Origin of the sequence: Amycolatopsis panacis, assembly GCF_003600245.1 — a bacterium.
Taxonomy (GTDB): domain Bacteria; phylum Actinomycetota; class Actinomycetes; order Mycobacteriales; family Pseudonocardiaceae; genus Amycolatopsis; species Amycolatopsis sulphurea.
In genome coordinates this window covers 31,259-50,936 of sequence record NZ_QZFV01000010.1, presented here as the reverse complement: position 1 = coordinate 50,936, position 19,678 = coordinate 31,259, and the positions used below count along the sequence as shown (strand labels likewise).

At 69.0% G+C, this 19,678-nt stretch carries 14 protein-coding genes, 1 tRNA gene and 2 pseudogenes; 9 read left to right on the top strand and 8 right to left on the bottom strand.

The window, feature by feature from the left end:
- Positions 1-693: 693 nt before the first annotated feature.
- The 4 genes and pseudogenes from D5S19_RS33975 to D5S19_RS00690 all read right to left on the bottom strand — a co-directional run bounded on the left by D5S19_RS33975 (position 694) and on the right by D5S19_RS00690 (position 9,310).
- Positions 694-4,275 carry a hypothetical protein gene (locus D5S19_RS33975; RefSeq protein WP_233573633.1) on the bottom strand — a complete coding sequence of 1,194 codons (3,582 nt, stop codon included), beginning with the start codon at positions 4,273-4,275 and terminating at the stop codon, positions 694-696.
- A 20-nt stretch (positions 4,276-4,295) separates the two neighbouring features.
- A complete protein-coding gene (gene ettA / locus D5S19_RS00700) occupies positions 4,296-5,972 on the bottom strand; it encodes an energy-dependent translational throttle protein EttA (RefSeq protein WP_120021384.1) in 1,677 nt (558 codons plus the stop codon).
- 104 nt (positions 5,973-6,076) lie between these two features.
- Complete coding sequence (locus D5S19_RS00695; RefSeq protein ID WP_199730242.1) at positions 6,077-8,095, bottom strand: cytochrome c oxidase assembly protein; 2,019 nt, start codon at positions 8,093-8,095, stop codon at positions 6,077-6,079.
- A 51-nt stretch (positions 8,096-8,146) separates the two neighbouring features.
- Positions 8,147-9,310 (bottom strand): annotated as a pseudogene (locus D5S19_RS00690) (MFS transporter).
- 362 nt (positions 9,311-9,672) lie between these two features.
- Here D5S19_RS00690 and D5S19_RS00685 point away from each other — a divergent pair.
- The 6 genes and pseudogenes from D5S19_RS00685 (at position 9,673) to cutA (ending at position 14,596) form a co-directional block, all read left to right on the top strand.
- The gene (locus D5S19_RS00685; protein ID WP_120021382.1) at positions 9,673-10,905 is read left to right on the top strand and encodes an IS110 family RNA-guided transposase; all 1,233 of its coding nucleotides are present in this window, start codon (positions 9,673-9,675) and stop codon (positions 10,903-10,905) included.
- Between the two features lie 86 nt (positions 10,906-10,991).
- Positions 10,992-11,573: pseudogene (locus tag D5S19_RS33970) on the top strand (LacI family DNA-binding transcriptional regulator); the annotation flags it as partial.
- Positions 11,562-12,371 (top strand): substrate-binding domain-containing protein, encoded by an 810-nt coding sequence (locus D5S19_RS33965; protein WP_407641692.1) that lies wholly within the window; start codon positions 11,562-11,564, stop codon positions 12,369-12,371. The pseudogene D5S19_RS33970 and the gene D5S19_RS33965, both read left to right, overlap by 12 nt.
- Positions 12,372-12,541: 170 nt before the next feature.
- A complete protein-coding gene (locus D5S19_RS00670) occupies positions 12,542-13,009 on the top strand; it encodes a peptidase inhibitor family I36 protein (RefSeq protein ID WP_120021381.1) in 468 nt (155 codons plus the stop codon).
- Between the two features lie 898 nt (positions 13,010-13,907).
- Positions 13,908-13,981 (top strand) — tRNA-Arg (locus tag D5S19_RS00665).
- A 291-nt stretch (positions 13,982-14,272) separates the two neighbouring features.
- Positions 14,273-14,596, top strand: coding sequence for a divalent-cation tolerance protein CutA (gene cutA / locus D5S19_RS00660; protein ID WP_120021380.1), 324 nt, complete (start codon positions 14,273-14,275; stop codon positions 14,594-14,596).
- A 1-nt stretch (position 14,597) separates the two neighbouring features.
- On the opposite strand, the gene D5S19_RS00655 is transcribed toward cutA, so the two are convergent.
- Positions 14,598-14,861: a hypothetical protein gene (locus tag D5S19_RS00655; protein ID WP_147397298.1), complete on the bottom strand. Its 264-nt coding sequence runs from the start codon at positions 14,859-14,861 to the stop codon at positions 14,598-14,600.
- A gap of 27 nt (positions 14,862-14,888) precedes the next feature.
- Positions 14,889-15,830 (bottom strand): hypothetical protein, encoded by a 942-nt coding sequence (locus D5S19_RS00650; protein WP_120021378.1) that lies wholly within the window; start codon positions 15,828-15,830, stop codon positions 14,889-14,891.
- Positions 15,831-15,903: 73 nt separating this feature from the next.
- Here D5S19_RS00650 and D5S19_RS00645 point away from each other — a divergent pair, with 73 nt between their 5' ends.
- Entirely contained in the window at positions 15,904-16,179 is a 276-nt protein-coding gene (locus tag D5S19_RS00645) for a hypothetical protein (RefSeq protein ID WP_147397297.1), read from the top strand.
- Positions 16,176-16,607 (top strand): hypothetical protein, encoded by a 432-nt coding sequence (locus D5S19_RS00640; protein WP_120021376.1) that lies wholly within the window; start codon positions 16,176-16,178, stop codon positions 16,605-16,607. The genes D5S19_RS00645 and D5S19_RS00640 overlap by 4 nt, the downstream gene beginning before the upstream one ends.
- 262 nt (positions 16,608-16,869) lie before the next feature.
- Here the strand turns inward: D5S19_RS00640 and D5S19_RS00635 are convergent, their stop codons facing one another.
- Both D5S19_RS00635 and D5S19_RS00630 read right to left on the bottom strand, forming a co-directional pair.
- Positions 16,870-17,463 carry an Rv1733c family protein gene (locus D5S19_RS00635; protein ID WP_147397296.1) on the bottom strand — a complete coding sequence of 198 codons (594 nt, stop codon included), beginning with the start codon at positions 17,461-17,463 and terminating at the stop codon, positions 16,870-16,872.
- 60 nt (positions 17,464-17,523) lie between these two features.
- Positions 17,524-17,934 (bottom strand): DUF7144 family membrane protein, encoded by a 411-nt coding sequence (locus D5S19_RS00630; RefSeq protein WP_199730248.1) that lies wholly within the window; start codon positions 17,932-17,934, stop codon positions 17,524-17,526.
- A gap of 282 nt (positions 17,935-18,216) precedes the next feature.
- Between D5S19_RS00630 and D5S19_RS00625 the strand changes: the two genes are divergently transcribed.
- Positions 18,217-19,635 (top strand): DUF2252 domain-containing protein, encoded by a 1,419-nt coding sequence (locus D5S19_RS00625; protein WP_199730240.1) that lies wholly within the window; start codon positions 18,217-18,219, stop codon positions 19,633-19,635.
- Positions 19,636-19,678 lie beyond the last annotated feature (43 nt).

Sequence of the window (19,678 nt, the reverse complement as noted above, 5' to 3'; positions counted from 1 at the left end):
GTGGTTGGGAAGGGTGCTTCGGCCGAGCGTGAGGATTTGCCACAACGCACGGTCGTTGCTTGCGTCGTGCCGCTGGCCGATGGCCGTGCTTCGCCTCTGGCTCCGGCTGGCGCCGCCCGGTCTTCTCGACGGTCTACGACTGCTGTCTTCCGGCGCACCCTTTTCGCCCACACGACACGGTGCCTCTCGGCCACTTCCCGACCGCACACCTTGCGAACCAACGGCGCAATCTGCTGATCTGCGCAGGCCCCCGGTCGACGCCCACTGCGAACCCGAACCCGCCGCTTGCCTCCGGTCCCCACGGACTCCACCCGCTCCGTACCGCGCCCGCCCTACACCGCCAGGCGTTGCCCGCCAGCCACCACCGGACCGCACACCCCGCGAGCCAACATCCGAGCAGACCGCGCAACCCCGCCGATCTACGCCACCCCGGCGAACCCCATCGCGCCCCTCTGGCCGTCCGGTACGCGATGCCCACACATCACGCGTACCCTCCGCGTGGCCCTCCCGCGGCCGAACCCTTCGCACCTTCGCAGCCGAAACATCCCGCCTGCCTGGACAACCCGGCCGTCCCAGCGATCATCCCGTTCTCAAGCCATCCCGATCGCGGCTTCTTGTGCCGCCCCCAGCCACCGCGTCCTTGACCCGCCCGGCCCCACGGTGTCGCCCCGAGCGCTGGCCGAGCAGTTCGAGTCAGTCGGTCCTGCGGTGCCGGTCCGCGGTGGCGTGCCCGTTGATCGAACGCTTCGTCCCGTCCTCCGGCCCGAGCCGCTTCACCAAGGCGGCCGCGCTCGCGGTCCCCGCCTGATGTTCGGCGAGCGCGCGGGCGAGCAACTCGGCCAGACCCGCGTCCGCCGGCGGTTCGTCCTCGGCGATGGCCCGCGCGTAACTGTCCGGGAACGGCTGCGACGACGGCGTCCAGTCCTCCACGTCCGTCAGCGGATCGAGCGCGGGCGGCATCCGCAACCGCGGCAACCACGGCTCGCCGGCAAGCTCGTCCAGTTCCGGCTCACGCGCACTCCCGGCCGCCGTTTTCCCCTCCCCCGCAACGGTTTTCCCCGGCTCGGCGGGACCGGCCGACTCCGCGGGCCACTCGGCCTCTTCCGCCTGCGGTCCGGTCGCGCCAGATAGCCGTCCGGGTTCCCCAGCCCACCGCTCGGTTTCCTCGACCTGCCGCCCGGCTTCGTCATCGCGGTGACCGGCCGCGTCGGCCCGACGCCGACCGCCCACACCGTCCCCGGCGGAAATCCCCAACCGGTCCAGCACGGACCGCGCCGCGACCGACCCGTGCTCGGCGTCATGCCGCGTCGTCCGGCGAGCGTCCCGGCGGGCCTGTTCCTCACGCGCCCACTCGTCGCTCTCCCACAACGGCGCCGCGGGCTCGTCCGCCGGCGCCGGCGCCAACGGCAGCTCCGGCAAAATGTCCGAAAGATCCGGCATCCGCAACGAAAACCGCAGCGGTTCATGCGTCGACCGCTCCGCCGGTCCCCTCGGCGCCGAACCGTCCTGCGCCTCGTCCCGTGCTTTCGGCTCGACCTCCGGCCACCGGCCGGAGGTCGCCACATCCCGGCGAACAGACTCCCCAGCGGTTTCCCGACGCACAGTCTCCGCGACTTCCCCACGGGCCGCCGATTCCCCGGCCGCTACCCGACGCAGCGGCTCTTCTCCGACCGGCTCCGCGCCGTCGCCACGCCCTCCCGACCCGCCGACTTCGCCTCGCCGCAACAATTCCGCGTTGTCGCCACGCTCTGCCGGCTCCCCGGCTTCGCCTCGCCGCACCAATTCCGCGTTGTCGCCACGCCCTGCCGGCTCCCCGGCTTCGCGTCGCCGCACCGGTTCCTCGAGAGCCCGCCGCGCAGCCTCCTCGACGGCCCGCCAAGCAGCTTCCCCACCGGAAAGCCGCGCAGCCGCGTCAACCGCCCGCAGCGCGGCCTCCTCGGCCGCTCGCCGCGCAGCACCCCCCGCCGTCCGCGGCGCTCCGTCGTCCACAGCCCGCAGGACTGGCTCTCCCGTCACCCACGACTCGGCTTCCGCCGATACCCGCCGCACGGATTCCCCGGAAGTCCCAGGCACGCCCTCCCCGACAGCCCCGGTCACAGCCTCCCCAGCCGCCACATGCTCCTCTCCCGCCACATGCTCCTCTCCCGCCGCACGCCCCTGCCTCTCCACACGCGCTCCTCCGGACCCGCGTACTCCCCCAAGCCCGTGCGCCTCTCCAGCCACACGCATCTCTCCAAGCCCCTGTACTTCCCCAGGCACACGCACTACCCCTGGCACACGAGCCGGCAGCTCCTCATCAGCCCCGCTCGCCCCACTCCCCTCAGCCCCGCTCGCCCCTCTCCCCTCACGCACCTCGTGGCCCTCTCGCGCATCACGAGCCTCACCAACCTCACGCACCTCACCAACCTCACGCACCTCACCTACAGCACGAAGCGCCCGAGCCTCACCAGCTCCACCCACCTCACCCACCACGGATTCCCCAACAACCCCACGCTCCCCAACCGTCCTCTGCTCACCAACAGCCCCTTGTCCCCCCAGAACCGCATGCGCCACAGACTCCCCGGCGACCCCTTGCTCCCCAGCATCCCCCTGCTTCCCACCAGCATGACGCCCCGCACCCGCCCCAGCAGCCGCACGCCGCCCGACGGTCCCCCAAGCCCCGGACTTCCCACCAGCAGCACGCTTCCCAGCAACAGCCCCCTCAGACGCCCCCGTCGCCCGCGTACGCGCTGTACCCGGCGAAGCAGCCGAAGCCGTGCCACGCACCGCGCGCCGCTCGGACACCTCAAGCAGGTCCGCCACAGACCGCTCAGCAACGTCCCGCCCCTGCTTCGCGGCGTGAGAACCCGCCGGCAGCGAAGCAGCCGTCTCACCACCCCCAGCGACATCCGGCCGCAACGCCCGCACACTCCCCACGGACGCAACAGTCCCCACAGACGCAACATCTTCCCCAGAGACAGCCGGAAACACAGCCGTCTGCTCAAGAGACGTCTCCGCGACAACAGCCGATTCAAAAGGCGGCGAAGCCGACGACGGCTCGTCCCGGATCACCGGCATCACCGAAGTGACCGCCGCCTCAACCCGTGGCTCAACAGCCATCGCCACCGACTGGGCGTCACGCGGCCCACACGTCGCAAGTACCTCGTCCAGATCGAACGACGCCAGCTCACTGGCCCCGAACTCCCCAGCGAGCAAACCGCACGCCTGACGCCGCGCGCGGGCGTGTACGTGCTCCGCAGCGCGCGAGCGGTGTAAACACGCAATGGCATCTTCAGCCCTGCCGAAGCGTTCCTCGATCTGCGACAGCTCCAGCCACAGCCGCGCGGTGAGCGCCGGCAGACCGTGCCGGTCAGTGGCGCCGACAGCGTGCGCCACCAACTCCGCGGCAGCGTCGCCGGCCCCTGCGGGCATATGTACGCGCGTTGCGACGGCGAGCCGCAACCAAGCCGCAGGCGCCACACCAGCAGCGCGTTCCGGCCCCCGCAGCATCGGCTCCGCGATGTCGTACGCCATGTCCGCGTCGCCGCGATCCAGCAAAGTGCTCACCAGCTGTAGCACCAGCCGGATCCGTACGAGGCCACCGTCGTCGCCAGGGCGATCCAGCTTCTCGAGAAAGCCGAGACCGGTGCGCGCGGCGTCCGCAGCCGCCGTGAGATCACCATGCCGGCGACGATGCGCAGCAGTCCCGTTACGCAGCAACGCACGCATGAGGAGACGGCTGTCCGCGTCGAGCGCGTCGTCGGCCACCAGCAGCTTGTCCGCTTCCACCAGTACGCGGTCCAGCTCCGGCTTGCGGCCGAACTGGGCGAGGCAGCCCACAAGGTGACACAGCGCTTCGGCGCGCAACGACGGCAGTACGTCCTTCGACAACGCAGGGCGCAGCGCGGCCAGGCCCATCACCGGTACGCCGAGGCTGCGCGCGCACACCGCCAGGTCGATGCGCAGCCGCGCGGCAGTGTTCACGTACCCGGCGTGCTCGGCCGCGCGCAACGCCGCCACGGCACGGCCGACCGTGTCGGTGCGATCGCCGACGCGCACCCGCGCGGACACGACCAGGCTTTCCGCCCGGATCCAGTGCCCGTCCGCGCCGGCCGCTTCGGCGAGCGCCGCGGCGCGCTCGCCGAGCACCAGTGCCACCTCCGGCGCGCGCAGGTGCAGCGCCTCAGCTTGCCCGATGAGCCGGGCGAGGTCGGCGAGAGTCCCGCCACCGGCAACGGCGGGCCGCCCGTCCGCGGATGCGGACGGGCTGGGCCGGTTGTGCCTGCTGGTTTCCACTCTCCGACCCCCCGCGCCGGTCAGTCGCGCGTCAACTTGCGATGGGTGACCCGGTGCGGGCGGGCGGCTTCCGCACCGAGGCGTTCGATCTTGTTCTTCTCGTAGCCCTCGAAGTTGCCTTCGAACCAGAACCAGCGGGCGGGGTCTTCCTCCGTGCCCTCCCAGGCCAGGATGTGCGTGGCCACCCGGTCGAGGAACCACCGATCGTGCGAAATCACCACGGCGCAGCCGGGGAACTGTCCGAGCGCGTTCTCCAGTGAGCCCAGCGTCTCCACGTCCAGGTCGTTCGTCGGCTCGTCGAGCAGGATCAGGTTGCCACCCTGCTTGAGCGTCAGCGCCAGGTTGAGCCGGTTGCGCTCGCCACCGGAGAGCACGCCGGCCGGCTTCTGCTGGTCCGGGCCCTTGAAGCCGAACGCACTCACGTACGCGCGCGAAGGCATTTCAGTCTGGCCGACGTGGATGTAGTCGAGCTTGTCGGAGACGACCTCCCACACGGTCTTCTTCGGGTCGATGCCGCCCCGGTTCTGGTCCACATAGGACAGCTTGACCGTCTCGCCGATCTTGACCGAGCCGCCGTCCGGCTCCTCCAGCCCGACGATCGTCTTGAACAGCGTGGTCTTACCGACGCCGTTCGGCCCGATCACGCCGACGATGCCGTTGCGCGGCAGGTCGAACGAGAGCCCATCGATGAGGACACGGTCGTCGAAGCCCTTGCGCAGCTTCTCGACCTCGACGACCACATTGCCCAGCCGCGGACCGGGCGGGATCTGGATCTCTTCGAAGTCGAGCTTGCGGTGCTTGTCGGCCTCCGCCGCCATCTCCTCGTAGCGGTCCAGCCGCGAGCGGGACTTGGTCTGCCGCGCCTTCGCGTTGGACCGTACCCACTCCAGCTCGCTGCGAAGCCGCTTCGCGAGCTTCGCGTCCTTCTTGCCCTGTACCTCGAGCCGTTCGCGCTTCTTCTCCAGGTACGTGGAGTAGTTGCCCTCGTAGCCGACGACGCGGCCACGGTCGAGCTCCATGATCCACTGCGCGACGTTGTCCAGGAAGTACCGGTCGTGGGTGACGGCCAGCACGGCGCCCGCGTAGTTCGCGAGGAACTGTTCCAGCCACAGCACGCTTTCGGCGTCCAGGTGGTTGGTGGGCTCGTCGAGCAGCAGCAGGTCGGGCGCGGAGAGCAGGAGCTTGCACAGCGCGACGCGGCGACGCTCACCCCCGGAGAGGTGGGTCACCGGCTCGTCCGGCGGCGGGCAGCGCAGGGCGTCCATCGCCTGTTCCACGGCGGAGTCGAGTTCCCAGGCGTCCGCGTGGTCGAGGTCCTCCTGGAGCTGCCCCATCTCCTCCATCAGCTCGTCGCTGTAGTCGGTCGCCATCTGCTCGGCGATCTCGTTGTAGCGGTCGAGCTTCTTCTTCGTGTCGCCGAGGCCCTCCTCGACGTTCTGCCGCACGGTCTTGCCCTCGTTCAGCTCCGGCTCCTGCATCAGGATGCCGACGGAGGCCCCCGGCTGCAGGAACGCCTCGCCGTTGCTGGCCTGCTCGATCCCCGCCATGATCTTCAGCACGGTGGATTTACCGGCGCCGTTCGGGCCCACCACGCCGATCTTGGCGCCGGGGTAGAACGCGGTGCTGACGTCGTCGAGGATGACCTTGTCCCCGACGGTCTTGCGCACCTTCTTCATGGTGTAGATGAACTCGGCCATGCCAGCGATCGTAGAGTGGGCCTCTCGGCGCCCTGACGGCGGTCACCACCGTGCTACCGAGGGTCACCCCGACATCACTCCGACGACATCACTTTCCGGGGGTTTTACTCGCTCCGCTTGCCCTGCGCGAGGTTCTTCAACATCGCGTTGTAGGCGGTCAGCTCCTCGTCACCGGTGTTCTCCTCGCGCCGGTCACGTCGTTTCGCCTCGCGCTCGTCCGCGCGCGCCCACTGCACCAGCAGCGCGATCAGCACCAGCAGCACGGGCACCTCACCGGACGCCCACGCGATGCCTCCGCCCAGCCGCTGATCCGTGAGCAGGTCACCGACCCACGGCAGCCGAAGCGAGGTGTAGAACTCACGGCCGATGACCGTCTGCATGTTCATCAAGATCACACCGAAGAACGCGTGAAACGGCATCGCGCCGAACATCATGCCGAGACGCCCGATCGGGGGCAGCCGTCGCGGCGCCGGGTCGACGCCGATCACCGGCCAGTAGAAGACGTAGCCGACGAGCAGGAAGTGGGCATTCATCGCCAGGTGTGCCCAGTGGTAGTTCAGGGCGGCGTCGAAGAGTCCCGAGAAGTACAGCCCGTAGAACGACCCGATGAAGAGCAGCAGGGCGATGATCGGGTTGGTCAGGAACCGCGACACCGGTGAGTGCACTGCGGCGAGCAGCCACTCACGCGGGCCTGGCGGCGCGTCGCGACCGGCTGCCGGCAGCGCGCGCAGCGCGAGCGTGACCGGCCCACCGAGGACAAGCAGCACCGGCGCCACCATCGACAGGAGCATGTGGTTGCCCATGTGCACGCTGAACATCGCAGGCGCGTAGCGGCCTATACCGGACGACGTGGCGAGAAGGATCACCAGGCAGCCGGCGACCCACGAGATCGTCCGGCCGATCGGCCACTGGTCCCCACGCTTGCGAAGGCGGCGTACGCCGGCGAGGTACGCCGCGGCGAGGACAATCGCGAGAGTGCCGTACACGAGGTCAAAGCGCCATTCGGTAAGCAGGCGCCAGAACGTGGGTGGACCGTCGAGGTTGTAGCCGATGAGCAGTTCAACGGTGGACGGCTGGGTCACTGCGTCCGGCGGTGGTGGCGTACGCGCGAGCCCGGACGCGATTCCGATCGTGACGAACATGATCAGCACCTCGACCGCGGCCAGCCGTAACAGCTGGCCACCGCCCTTGCCGCCGACCAGGTTCGCGACGCCGCGCTGCCGCTGCTGGTGGCCGAAAACACCGAGAAGCAGCAGCGCGACCACCTTCGCGACCACGAGCAGGCCGTAATCGGTGGTGAACAGGTCGCTCAGGTTGATCCGCACCAGGGCGTTGATAACGCCGGAGACGGCCATCACGATCCAGCACACCAGCGCCAGACGCGAGAAGCGCTGCGCGGCGAGCGAAAGGTGCTTACCCCGGCGCCAGCCGAGCGCCAGCAACGCCAGTAGCCCGCCAACCCACAGCGCGGCGGCGATGAGGTGGAACAGCAGGCTGTTGGTGGCCATGTCGTGGGAGCCACCGCTGGCCGAGTGACCGGTGACCGCTACCGGTATGAGTCCGGCGACAGAGACGAAGAAGAGCGTCGCCGTCCAGCCCCAGCTGAGCACGAGACGGCTGCCGAGCGCGAGCAGGACCGCGATCAGCGCCGTCCAGAGCCATGCCTTCGGTTGTTCGATCGCGTCGACGAGGTCGAGCAACGTCTGTGGGGACAGAACCTCCGACAGTGGCTTCCCTGCGCTGTCGGCGGCGGTGAAGACGACCGAAAGAATGGAAGCGGCAAACCAAACCCACGCGGCGATACCAGCCGCGCGTACGGCGGCGTACCCCTCGGGAGCGAGCGTGCCATTCTGCTGTGGCGGCACCAGGAACGCAGCCAGCAACAGCGAGCCGACAGCGACAACTGACGCGCCTTCGGCCAGCACACGGACAACGGTGACGCCGTAGCGTGTGACGAGGCCCGGATCGGGCAACCCGGCGATGACGTAGCCCGCGCCACCCGTCAGCGCGACGAGACCGACTGCGACCACCGCGGCGAGCAGGACGCCGACCGAGAGCAACGGCAGCACGCTCGTCCGTCGACGAGTGGGTGCTTCCGGCTTCAATACGGGCTCCGACGTCACCCGTCGAGACTAAGACTGTCCCATTTGCCGCGGCACGGGGGTAGGCCGCTGTCACTGGATCAAACCGACCGGCACACGGTCATGTCGTGCCGCCCGTGCCGCGCCGATTGCCGCTGGCACGATCAGCGCGGCGATGAAACCGATTAGGACACGGACAACGACGTCGCCTGGGCGATTCCTCCGATCGATGGCGGCCCGGCGAGGAATCCCGAGTAGGCGATCGTCGACACGAATGCGAGTTCTCGTTCACCACCGCCACCGTCTGCGCGCTGGCCGGCGTCGCCAGCCAGACTGAGCGCGAGGGGAAACACAGAGGCCAACCCCGCCCCTGCGAGCGCGAATCCGGCGTACGCGAACCCTGCCGGAGGCAGTGCGGCATTGACCAGACCTAGTGCGGCGAACCCGGCACCGACGGGCCAGGGAACGCGTCGCGCCGAACCGCTCGTGAATCGACGCGCCCACGGTTCGCGAAAGCGCCATCGCCAGAGCGAAGCCGGCGTACGCGAGCGCGGCCGCGCCCTGGCCGACACCGTGCGCCGTAACCATGAGCAATGCGGACCAGTCGGAACTCGCTCCTTCTGCGATCGCCGAGCACAACGCCACCGAAGCAAGCAGCCACAGGACCGGGCGTCGGATCGGCGCACGCGCGGGCGACTGTTGCCGTGTCTCGTGGGCCGGCCGCCGACCAGGAACAGCGCGCAGCACAGCAACCAGCACGACCAGCGTCACTGCCGCCCCGGCTGTCAGATGCCTCGCAGGAGACCAGCCCTGTCCTGCAGCCAATCCGGCAAGCAGGGAACCGACGAGTGCGCCGAAGCTGAACCCCGCGTGCAACGTCGGCATCACGGCCCATACGGCGTTCTACGAGCACCCCGGCGATGTTCATCGCCACGTCCAATGCTCCGACGCTCGCACCAAGCACGAACAACGCAGCAGCGAGCAACGGGACCGACGACGCGTACCCGACAAACGCGAGCGCGACAGCTGCCACGACCGTGCTCCCCGCAACTGCCATACGTGCGCCGAGCCGTTCCGTAAGCCGACCGGCTAGCGGGGCGCCACACAGCATCCCGACGCTTGCGCCGAGTAACGCGAGGCCGAAGGTTCCCGGCGTAGCAGCGACCTGGGCGGCGAGGGCCGGCGTACGCGGCGCCCACGAGCCGAGCGCCGCACCGTTGAGCGCGAAGACCGTAAAACCGCCGTCCGATCGCGCACCGCACCGTTCCTAATCGGTAGTAGGGGTAGTTCTTCCGGCTCGTGGCCGGGCCTGTTGGTGCTGGTCCGCCGGCGGGCGACGCCCGTCCGTTTCCCGTCGTTCGACGACTTACGAAAGAACGGCGCGTCTGCCGGTGGGCTGGTGATTGTGGTGGTGGGATGTCGTTGCTCGAGTCCGCCGCAGGAGGTGACCTCTCGATGTGTTCCCGAGCTTCGAGCTCTTTGGCAGAACGAGGTTCCTGCGGTGTGCTGGAGTCGCGAACGGCTACTGAGATGACGGACCGCCGAGTCCCGCGATTAGGGCGCTGCGTGACCCCGCCTGGACCCGTGAACAGCAGGAACACCGAAGGAGACGTGACAGGTTGAGACTTTTCTGCGGCATCGACTGGGCCGAATCCCACCACGACGTCGCGATCATCGACGACACCGGAACCGTGGTCGCGAAGGCCCGGATCGGTGACGACGCGGCCGGGTTCGCTCGCCTGCTCGACCTGCTGGCCGGGGCCGGTGACACCGCCGAGGCGCCGGTCCCGGTGGGCATCGAGACCGACCACGGTCTGCTCGTGTCCGCGCTGCGCTCCACCGGCCGCACCATTTATGCGATCAACCCGCTCTCGGCGTCGCGTTACCGGGCCCGGCACCAGGTGTCGGGCGCCAAGTCCGACGCCGCCGACGCGGTGATGCTGGCCAACATCGTGCGCACCGACACCGCCGCGCACCGCCCGCTGCCCGCCGACACCGACCTGGCCCAGGCCATCCGGGTACTGGCTCGGGCGCAGCAGGACGCGGTCTGGAGCCGCCAGCAGCTGGGCAACCGGCTCCGCTCGCTGCTCACACAGTTCTACCCCGCCGCGCTCGACGCGTTCGCCGGGCTGCCCGAGGGCGGCCTGGCTCGCCGCGACGCCCGCACCATCCTCGCCGCAGCACCCACACCCGCGCTCGCGGCAAAGCTGACCCGAGCACGTCTGCGGACGCTGCTGACAAAGGCTGGACGCCGCCGCAACGTCGACCACGACGTGGATCGCCTCTATGGCGTGTTCCGGTCGCAGCGGTTGCGGCAGCCACCCCTGGTGGAGAACGCGATGGGCATCCAGTTTTCGGCTCTGCTGAGCCAATTCGAGGCAGCCTGCGCCGCCGCCGACGATCTCGCGGAGGCCGCGCGAGCACATTGTGAGCAGCACCCGGACGCCGTGATCATCACCAGCTTCCCCGGCCTCGGGCTGCTGGCCGGTGCCCGGGTGCTCGCCGAAATCGGAGACGACCGCACCCGCTTCGCCGACCCGCGCGGCCTCAAGGCCTACGCCGGCTCCGCCCCGATCACCCGCGCCAGCGGACGAAAGACCGTCATCTCGCACCGCCACATCAAAAACCGGCGCCTGGCCGCAGTCGGCCCGATCTGGGCACTTGCATCGCTGCGCGCCTCGCCCGGCGCTCGTCGGCATTTCGACACCCGCCGAGCCGCCGGAGACTGGAACCACCAAGCCCAACGACACCTGTTCAACAAGTTCCTCGGGCAACTGCACCACTGCCTGCAAACGGGCTGTCCTTACGACGAACATCACGCCTTCCCACCCCCACTCGCTGCTGCGGCTTGACTTCTAACAACCTGAGATGTCTTTCGCTCCGTCGGCAAGCCTGACTTAAGCGCTTCAGGAAAACTAGGGCACGCTATGCTCCGCCGATGAGCACCACCCGGCGACGGCGCCCGACATTGGACGACGTCGCAGAGGCGGTCGGGGTTTCTCGCGCCACCGTGTCCAACGCCTACAACCGCCCGGACCAGCTGTCGACGAAACTGCGCGAAGAGATCCTTCGCGCGGCGCGCGGTCTTGGCTACCCCGGCCCCAATCCAACGGCGCGAAGCCTCGCTACGAGCCGCACCGGCGCCATCGCGTTCCTGCTCGACCAATCGCTGTCCGCGGCGTTCTCCGACCCAGCACTGTCGATCACTCTCGACGCGCTGGCGAAGACCGTCGACCCCACCGGCCACGCGCTGCTGCTACTTCCCGGACGCGAAACCCAGGACGGTCCCCCGGCAGAACGCGTACTAGCCGCGCAGGCCGACATCGCCGTTGTTTACTCCCTAGCCGACGGCACTGACGCACTAGACGCCGTACATGCCCGAGGCCTCCCCTTGGTGATCATCGACCAGCCCCCGCTACCCGCAACCGCCCGAGTCGGCTGCGACGACCATGGAGGCGCCTCCCTCGCTGCGCGCCACCTTGTAGAACTGGGCCATCGCCGCTTCGGAATCCTCTCCGCGCCGCGGGTCGCCGTCACCCCGCCAGCTGAACCCGCTCCCACCCAGGCCGCCACTCCCCCAGGATTTGCAACCGCCAACGCCGCACGGCTTTCACCGGGCGACGCCCCGCCAGACTGCTCCGCCAAATCCATTGGCACCACTCGACCGACCCCCGTTACGACCGCGTCGTCCACCGGAAAGCGCAGCAGCCCCGCGACCCCACGACAGCTCGACACGGATCGCCCTGTCGACAAGCGCCAAAGGCCCCACGCCGCCGCCTCGCGTACGCCACCGACCGATCGCCTCGCCGAGCGGGACACTGGCCGCACGCCAGAACTCACCGGCCCAGCACCCCGTACCGGCCTAGAATCCGCCCAGGCCAGCGCCTTCCGCGGTACCCGCGAACGACTGGCGGGCTACCTCGACGTTCTCACCGCCGCCGGAATCACCGAAGTCACTGTCTCCGAGGCGCCCTGGCTGGCCGCGTCGACCGCACGGGCCAGCGCCACCGAACTGCTCACCGCGGAGCCCCGCCCGACCGCCGTGCTGTGCATGTCGGACCAACTCGCCTTCGCCGCCATCGCCGCCGCCCGCCGACTGGGCCTCCGCGTCCCGGAAGACGTGTCGATCGTCGGCTTCGACGACACCCCGCAAGCCTCCTGGTCCGACCCGCCGCTGACGACCGTCCGCCAGGATCTCGCCGGCAAAGGCCGCATCGCCGGCGAACTCGTCCTGCGCCTCCTCGACGGCGATCCCGCTCCGCCGCCGATCGAACTCCCGGTGTCGCTCATCATCCGGGAAAGCACCGCGACGATTTAGGCAAGGCAACTCGCCGATCTGTGGACAACTCGTCCCATTCGAGCTAAGTACGACTACTTGTCCACAGAAGTAGGATTCCCTGCAGACAAACCCCCACTCACCCGCCATTCTGGAACCAGCCCGATTTCCACGGCGGCCACCCGGCCGCATCCAGAGGGGGATTCACCACTATGTTCCGTCACCTGCGCTCTGCCCTTCCGGCGTTCCCCGGCGATTCCGGCCGACCGGATCGCCCGTCGCGCCACCTGCGGCCCGCGCGTCTGCCATACCTTCTTTTCCTGACCGCCACGGGTCTCCTCGCGAGCGGAGCCTTGGCAGAGGCCACCCCGCTGCCCGCACCGGCCACCCCGCCACCGCCCGCCGCGTCGTGCGCGGTCGGCGAATTCTGCCTGTGGGGAGATGAAAACTATTCCGGAACCACCCATAAGTACGACCTGCGCACCGCCAACCCCAGCGACTGCATTCCCCTTCCCGAGGGTTTCGACGCACATTCGTTCGGCAACCGCCTGACCCGCGACGTCACGATCTACCAAGGCGCCGACTGTTCCACTGAAGGAGATTTCATCACCTATCCGGGTGGCGGCACCTATGTTCCCCAGTCGCCGTTCGTGGTCCGCGCCGTCAAGATCTGGGAATAACCCCGAAACGGGGACCGCCGAACCGCCCTGCTCCAGGCCGAGTCGACTCGCGGCGTTTCGCCGGCCCCGGGGGCCGCGCCCCCGGGCGGCCCCCAGCCCGTGGGCGCGCTTCCCGCAACCAGCCGCGCCCACGGGCCCCCCGCCCTCGCCTCCCGCACCGGCCCCCGACCCGAGCGCGGGAGGCGAGGCCAGGGTTCGCTCCGGCACCCGCCCTTGCCCACCACACAACGTCCCTGCCCCTACACCGTCGCCCCGGCCTCAACCCCTCCACCACCCTTATCGCACCCGCCGCCTTCGCGCATCGCCACGGGCAGCGATTCTCCCCTTCGACCGCCGACGCCACCCACCTGTTTCGGCGGCTACTCCGCGTCACCACGCTCACCATCGCCGCCCAGTGCCGCGTCAGGCAACGTTGGGCAGGCAATCCGGGCGGCGGATCTTCGAGCCGGCTGCCAACTGACGCTTGGGGTGGCAACGCCGGTTGCGCCAGTGTAGATAGCCAGCGATCGCGGCTTCCTCAACGGCGTGAGAGGGATAGTTGCCGCCGTCCAGGGCGCGAAGGAGCGCAGCGCGGTGAACTCGCGGCGCCAACCTTCTGAGGCCCGGCACCAGCACGCGACATTACCGGCATCACCGCTACCGGCTTCCGCCGCCCGACGCCACCGGTTGGAACTGAAGCTCAGACACTCTGTGCAACCACTTCACCACTCACCGCACGACACCGCGAAAACCGTGCGCAGACCCACCGGCGTCTTCGGCGGGCCGCCACACCGCACGTCTGCGCCTCTCCGCACAGGAAGCAGATTCGCCCCTCCGGACATGAAACAATCCGGCGGTGTCGGACGATCGAGAGAATGGCGATGGCTAAGCTGCTGGAGTGCCGCCGTCGCCAGCCCGGGCCCTCGTAGCTCAGCTGGATAGAGCAAGAGCCTTCTAATCTCTAGGTCGCAGGTTCGAGTCCTGCCGAGGGCACAGAAACACCAGGTGAAACGGCATATTGATCAAGGAAGGTTGGAACCGCAGGAGCCGGATAGACCACAAATGCAACACATTGGATCCGGCTGACGCGAAGGCGGAGCCCACGGCGCGCAAGCCGAAGCTCCGCCTTCGCCCGTCTGTCCACCCCGGCCGACACCTACCGCCGGAGGTTCAGCGGTAGGCTGGTGGCGGACCTCTTCGCGGAGGAATCGCCCCCGGGTAGCAGGCCAGCTACCGGACCGCTGTTCTGGTGGACGGGGCTCTTTCCTGTCTACGGTGGGCGGCATGGCTGATCGCCTGCTCGTCATGACGACCACGCCGGACCGGGAGTCCGCGGCCCGGATTGCCTCGTCCGCTGTCGCACGGCGACTCGCCGCTACAACGCAGGTCCGTGGGCCGGTCACCGCGTACTTCTGGCACCTTGGCGAGACCGGCGAGGGCGAAGAGTGGATCGTCACGTTCAAGACGACCAAAGCCCGGTACGACGCACTCGAAGCCCACATCCGCGCGGAACACCCCTGGGACAAGCCGGAAGTGACCGGGGTCGAGCTGGTGCGCGGGTCCGCCGACTACCTCGGGTGGGTGGAGATCGCGACCGCGCCGGAGTGAGTCAGGACCGCACCAGGTCGAGCGCCGCCGCGACCTCCGGAACGTCGCGGTGCCGGTCGAGTTTGCGCGCGACCGCGGCGATCCGAACGCCCGGGCGGGTCGAGGCGACGCCGACAGCGAGCTCGTGGGCGCGGCACAGCGTTGCAGCTGCCTGCTCGACCTCGTGCGCCTGCAGGTACGAGGTCGCCAGCCAGGTGAGATAGAGCGCCTTGTCGCGGGCGCAGGTGTCGTCGAAGCCACCGAGCACGCGTTCCAGCACAGGCACAGCGCGGAGCGGCCGAGCCAGCTCCGGTCAGCAGCGACCGGCCATGATGTCGACCTCGGCGCTATCGACCCAGAACACCCAGTCCGGCTCCGGCCGCTCGTCAGGCTGGTTCAGGGCATCGCGGGCCATGGCGAGCGCGGTGTCGGCCTGCCGGACGTCCCCGGCGACCGCGTAGGCCCATGCCTTGCGGGACAGCAGCAGAGCAGACACCTTCGGTGTAGCGGCCTCGCGCGCGACTTCGTACGAGGCGTCGGCGACCGCAGTGCCGTTCTTCGCCGTCGTCGTCTGCTGGTATGCCGCATAGGCGAGTGCATTGCCAGCGAGGTCCTGGGCGCCAGCCTCCTCGGCCGCGCGGCGGCTGTCGGCGTAGAAGCGGCTGGCCCGCCGAAGGTCGCCGTGGTCGAACGCCGCCCAACCCGCTTGTTGCAGGTGTCCGGCGAGCAACACGTGAAGCTCACGCCCGATATCGCCCGTGAAACTGGCGCCGCGGAGGAGGTTCTGCATCGCAACGACCTCGGCGGCGTAGACGGGCGCAGTGTCAGCCCCGCCGAGTACATCGTCCAGACGCCGGAGCCGCGCGGTACGTCGCCGTAGGGGGTCAAGGTCGGCCTGTCCGATCTGCCGGTCTGTCGGCTGCTGGACAAGTCTCAACGGCAGCGCGAGGGACGCCACGGCCCCGATGAACTCCCGCCTCTGCACCGCGCCGTCGTCTCCCTTCTGTTGCCGCCGCGCCGCACGCGTCGCCGCCACGGCATCCCTGAGCACTCGGCTCTCCACGTCGAAGCTGTCGGCGAAATGCTGCTGCCAGAACGGCGTCAGCAGTCGACGTTCCGCCTCCCAGCGCGAGACCTCGTTGCAGGTAACCGGTCGGCCAGACAGCGCCGACAGCGTGTCGGCCTGCTCGGTTTGGGATCGTCCCGACTGAACCCGGAGACGCCGGAGCAATTCGCCGATCGTGTCGGGCTCCATGTGTACCCCCCGCCCTCCGCCTGGCGTAGTGGCCACTGCGCATCATCACACGTGGCGGAGCAAGGCGGTGATCATGACGGTGCGGGTTAAGGAGCAGCGCCGGCGCTACCGGGCGCCGGGGACGACCGATCTGGCGCTGAGGGTGCACATGGATCCGATGAACGCTCGGCGCAAGACGGCGCATTTCTACCTGAAACGACCTCTCGCGGACCCGGCGGCGTGGTGGCTGATCCCGTGGTGCTCGGTGGACACGATCTACCCGAAACGGCCTGAGCCCGGGGACCTGGACCTGTCGGGGTTCGTGGACGCCGGATGGTGCCCGGCCTGCACTCAGCGGGACCCGCAGTGACCGCGGTCATCTACCTCGATCCGGCGGTGCCGCGCCCGGTGATCGATGGGGCGTGGCATCTGGCCCGGCTCACGGAGACGGTCCCGGCGCTCGGCGACGAGATCGAGACGCTGCGTGGCGCGTCGGCGCTGGTCGAGTACGCGCCAATGGCCGCGCGAACCGCCCAGCGGACCCATTGCCCCCAACTGCCTGGGGAAACGCTGCGCGAAACCGCAAGCGCAGCGTTTCCCCAGGAACAGATTGCGCGCGGGCCTGGGAGAGATACTTCACGGAGGTGCTCACCCACGAGCGAGACGCGACGCAACGGCTGGGAAGGCGAGCCGGTCGGCGTATCGAGGTGCGAGGGCGGCCGGTCCGTCCGCGAGATCGCCGCCGAAGCCGAGATCGCCGCTGCGGTCACCTCCGGCACCATAGGGCCGCTTCGATGACAATCCACGGGCCGGCAGTCCGCCATCAGATCGGGACCAACCAGGTCGGAGGCACAACATAGGGCCGCTCTATCCGTCACGGGACAGTGGAGGGCCAAGTTCGATCCCCGGCCGCCGGTCGTGAGGGGCCAGTTCGGGCCGAAGAAGTCAGGATGCCCTCGGCCGCCGTGGCGATCGTGCGCGACGTGACGACCTCGCCCGGCCTGGCGGCCGGGTGCGGGGGCCGGGCGGGCATCAGGGTCTGCCCACGTCCGGCCGTGGGTCAGATCCGGTGCTTCGTCCAGACTGGGCCGACGATGCGCCACTCGTTCTCCCAACCCGCCGCGCGATGCCTGTTCAGCGGCCACCGCAGCAGCGCGACCAGTCCGGTCAGCGCCAGAATGACGGCCAGTTCGGTCAGGATGCCGACGACGGTGCCGCGTCTGCCCGCCTGATCGGTGCCCACCGGTGGGGACACCTGCCGTCCCTGTCTGTCGACCCAGATCGTGACCGTAGTCGGGGCCGAGGTCCCGACGTTCATCTCGACCTGGCCGGAGTGCACTGACCCGTCCGGCAAGGTCCACACGACCGGCACCGGACGGGTGGTCGGGACAGGAGGGACGTTCAGCGCCTTCTGGACGGGCGTCGCGGCGACCGGAGTGCTCGCCGCGGCTTGGGCGGCCGCTGTGTGCTGGACACCAGTGGATACCGCACGTCCGGCCGCGACGGCGAACGGCACGGCGGCCAGCGCCAACAGGATCGCGACCGCGACCAGCAGGCTCTCCAGGCGGTCGACCGTGCGTCTCAGAGGACTGGGCAGCAGCCCGATGCGCCGGGCGAACCACAGGATGGGCCGGAATGCTTGAATGATGGTCATCTCCATCACCTGTGCCCACTCAACTGAATTCGGCTGCGGACAGATTCCGTATTCCGGTCGCTATTCGCTGACCTTCGCTTCCCTGCCGTGCACGATGATCGCGTAGATGACCAGCACGTCCAGTGCGATGACGATCGTCCCCCACACCGGGTACGCGGACAGGAACACCAGTTGTGCGATCGCGTTGACGCCAGCCAGGATGACGGCGATGATCCGCGCCCAGAGCATGCCGGTGAACAGGAAGCCCCCTGCCACGACGGCGAGTCCACCGACGATGACGTGAACCCAGCCCCACCCGGTCATGTCGAACACCAGCAGCCCCTGCCGGGTGACGACGTAGTACTTGTCGTTGAACAGGGCGACGAAGCCCTCGATGAGGCTGAACAAGCCCAGCAGGATCATCATCGAGGCGCCGAACCAGATCCAGCCGACCCACCGCGTGGGGGTTGTGCTCTCCGGAGTGGTGAACATCGACGTGCTGTCGCTGATGCCTGAGTGTTGCTGTGCGTGCTGGCTCATGGTCGCGCTCCCTTCCCTGGATACCGAGGCCATCATCGCGTCGGCCGGTCGGCTGCTCCTCGCCCGCGCCGGATGAGATGGGCCGGGCACACGCGGCGGCGATCGCGACGCGGCGATCACGACGCGTCCGTGGTGCGCTTCCGAAGCCGATCCACTCTCACGTGGCATCGTGGCTCACCCTGCGCGGGGGAGGCCGTCCCGGGGGGCCGGGCGGAGGATTCCCCGATGGGAGTCATGTCGCATGAAAGTGTGATCGAAGGTGCTGGTCTCACCCGCGCGGAGCGCGCCGCCCGCGGCAAGGCCGCCCGGGCCGAGGTGCCTCGGGCCAGTCATGCCGAGTTCGTCCGGAAGTCGCGTCGTCCGTCGCCGTTGAAGTTGCTCGCGCGGCAGGACACTTCCCGGGTGCCGGAGCTGGTACCGATCCGCTATGGACGGATGGCTGTCTCGCCGTTCACGTACTTTCGGGGTGCGGCCCTGCCGATGGCGGCCGATCTGTCCACCTCCCCGTCCAGTGGCCTCTCGGTCCAGGCGTGCGGGGACGCGCACCTGATGAACTTCGGCCTGTTCGCCTCGCCGGAACGTCGCCTGATATTCGACATCAACGACTTCGACGAGACGTTGCCCGGACCGTGGGAGTGGGACGTCAAACGGCTGGCGGCGAGCCTGGAGATCGCGGGCCGGTCCAATGGCTATGCCGCGAAACGTCGCCGCGGCATCGACGTCGCGACGGTTCGTGAGTACCGCCAGGCGATGCGCGAGTTCGCGAGCGCCACCGCGCTGGACGTCTGGTACGCCCATGCCGACGTCGAGACGGTGCGGGCCGTCTACACGCAGAACCTGACCGCGGCCAGTCAGCGAAAGCTGGAGCGGACCCTCGCCAAAGTACGCACCAGGGACAACCTCGGAGCGCTGCGCCGATACACCGAGACCTATGACGGAGGGTTGCGCATCGCATCGGACGCGCCCCGTGTGGTCCGGGTCGACGACATCACCGATCCCGGCCAGGATCCCGGCGAGTTGCGGGCGCGTCTCGGCGAGATCGTCCGGGCCTACCGGGAAACACTGGAACCGGAACGCCGGGCGCTGCTGGATCGGTACCAGTACGTGGATCTCGCGCGCAAGGTGGTGGGTGTCGGCAGCGTGGGCACCCGCTGCTGGATGATCCTGATGCTCGGTGACGACGAGCAGGATCCACTTTTCCTCCAGGCGAAGGAGGCCGGGCCGTCGGTGCTCGAGCAGTACCTGGAGCCGAGCCGGTTCGACAATGCCGGGCGTCGCGTGGTCACGGGACAGCGTCTCATGCAGACGGTCAGCGACGTGTTTCTCGGCTGGGTCCGGGTCGGCGGGCTCGACGGCCGGCAGCGTGACTTCTACCTGAGGCAGTTGCGTGACTGGAAGGGGTCGGCCGAGATCGAGTCGATGCCACCGCGCAACATGAGGGACTACGGCCGCCTCTGCGGCTGGACGCTCGCGCGGGCACACGCCCGATCGGGCGACCCCATCGCGATCGGCGCATACCTCGGTTCAGCCACGGTGTTCGACGAGGCGATCGCGGACTTCGCCGCTGCCTATGCCGACCAGAACGAGCGAGACCATGCCGCGCTGGCGGCGGCGATCGCGTCGGGTGCGGTGCGGGCCGAACCGGACGTGTGAATGCGGCGGTGTGCTGGTCACCCACGGTGTCAAACCCACGGTG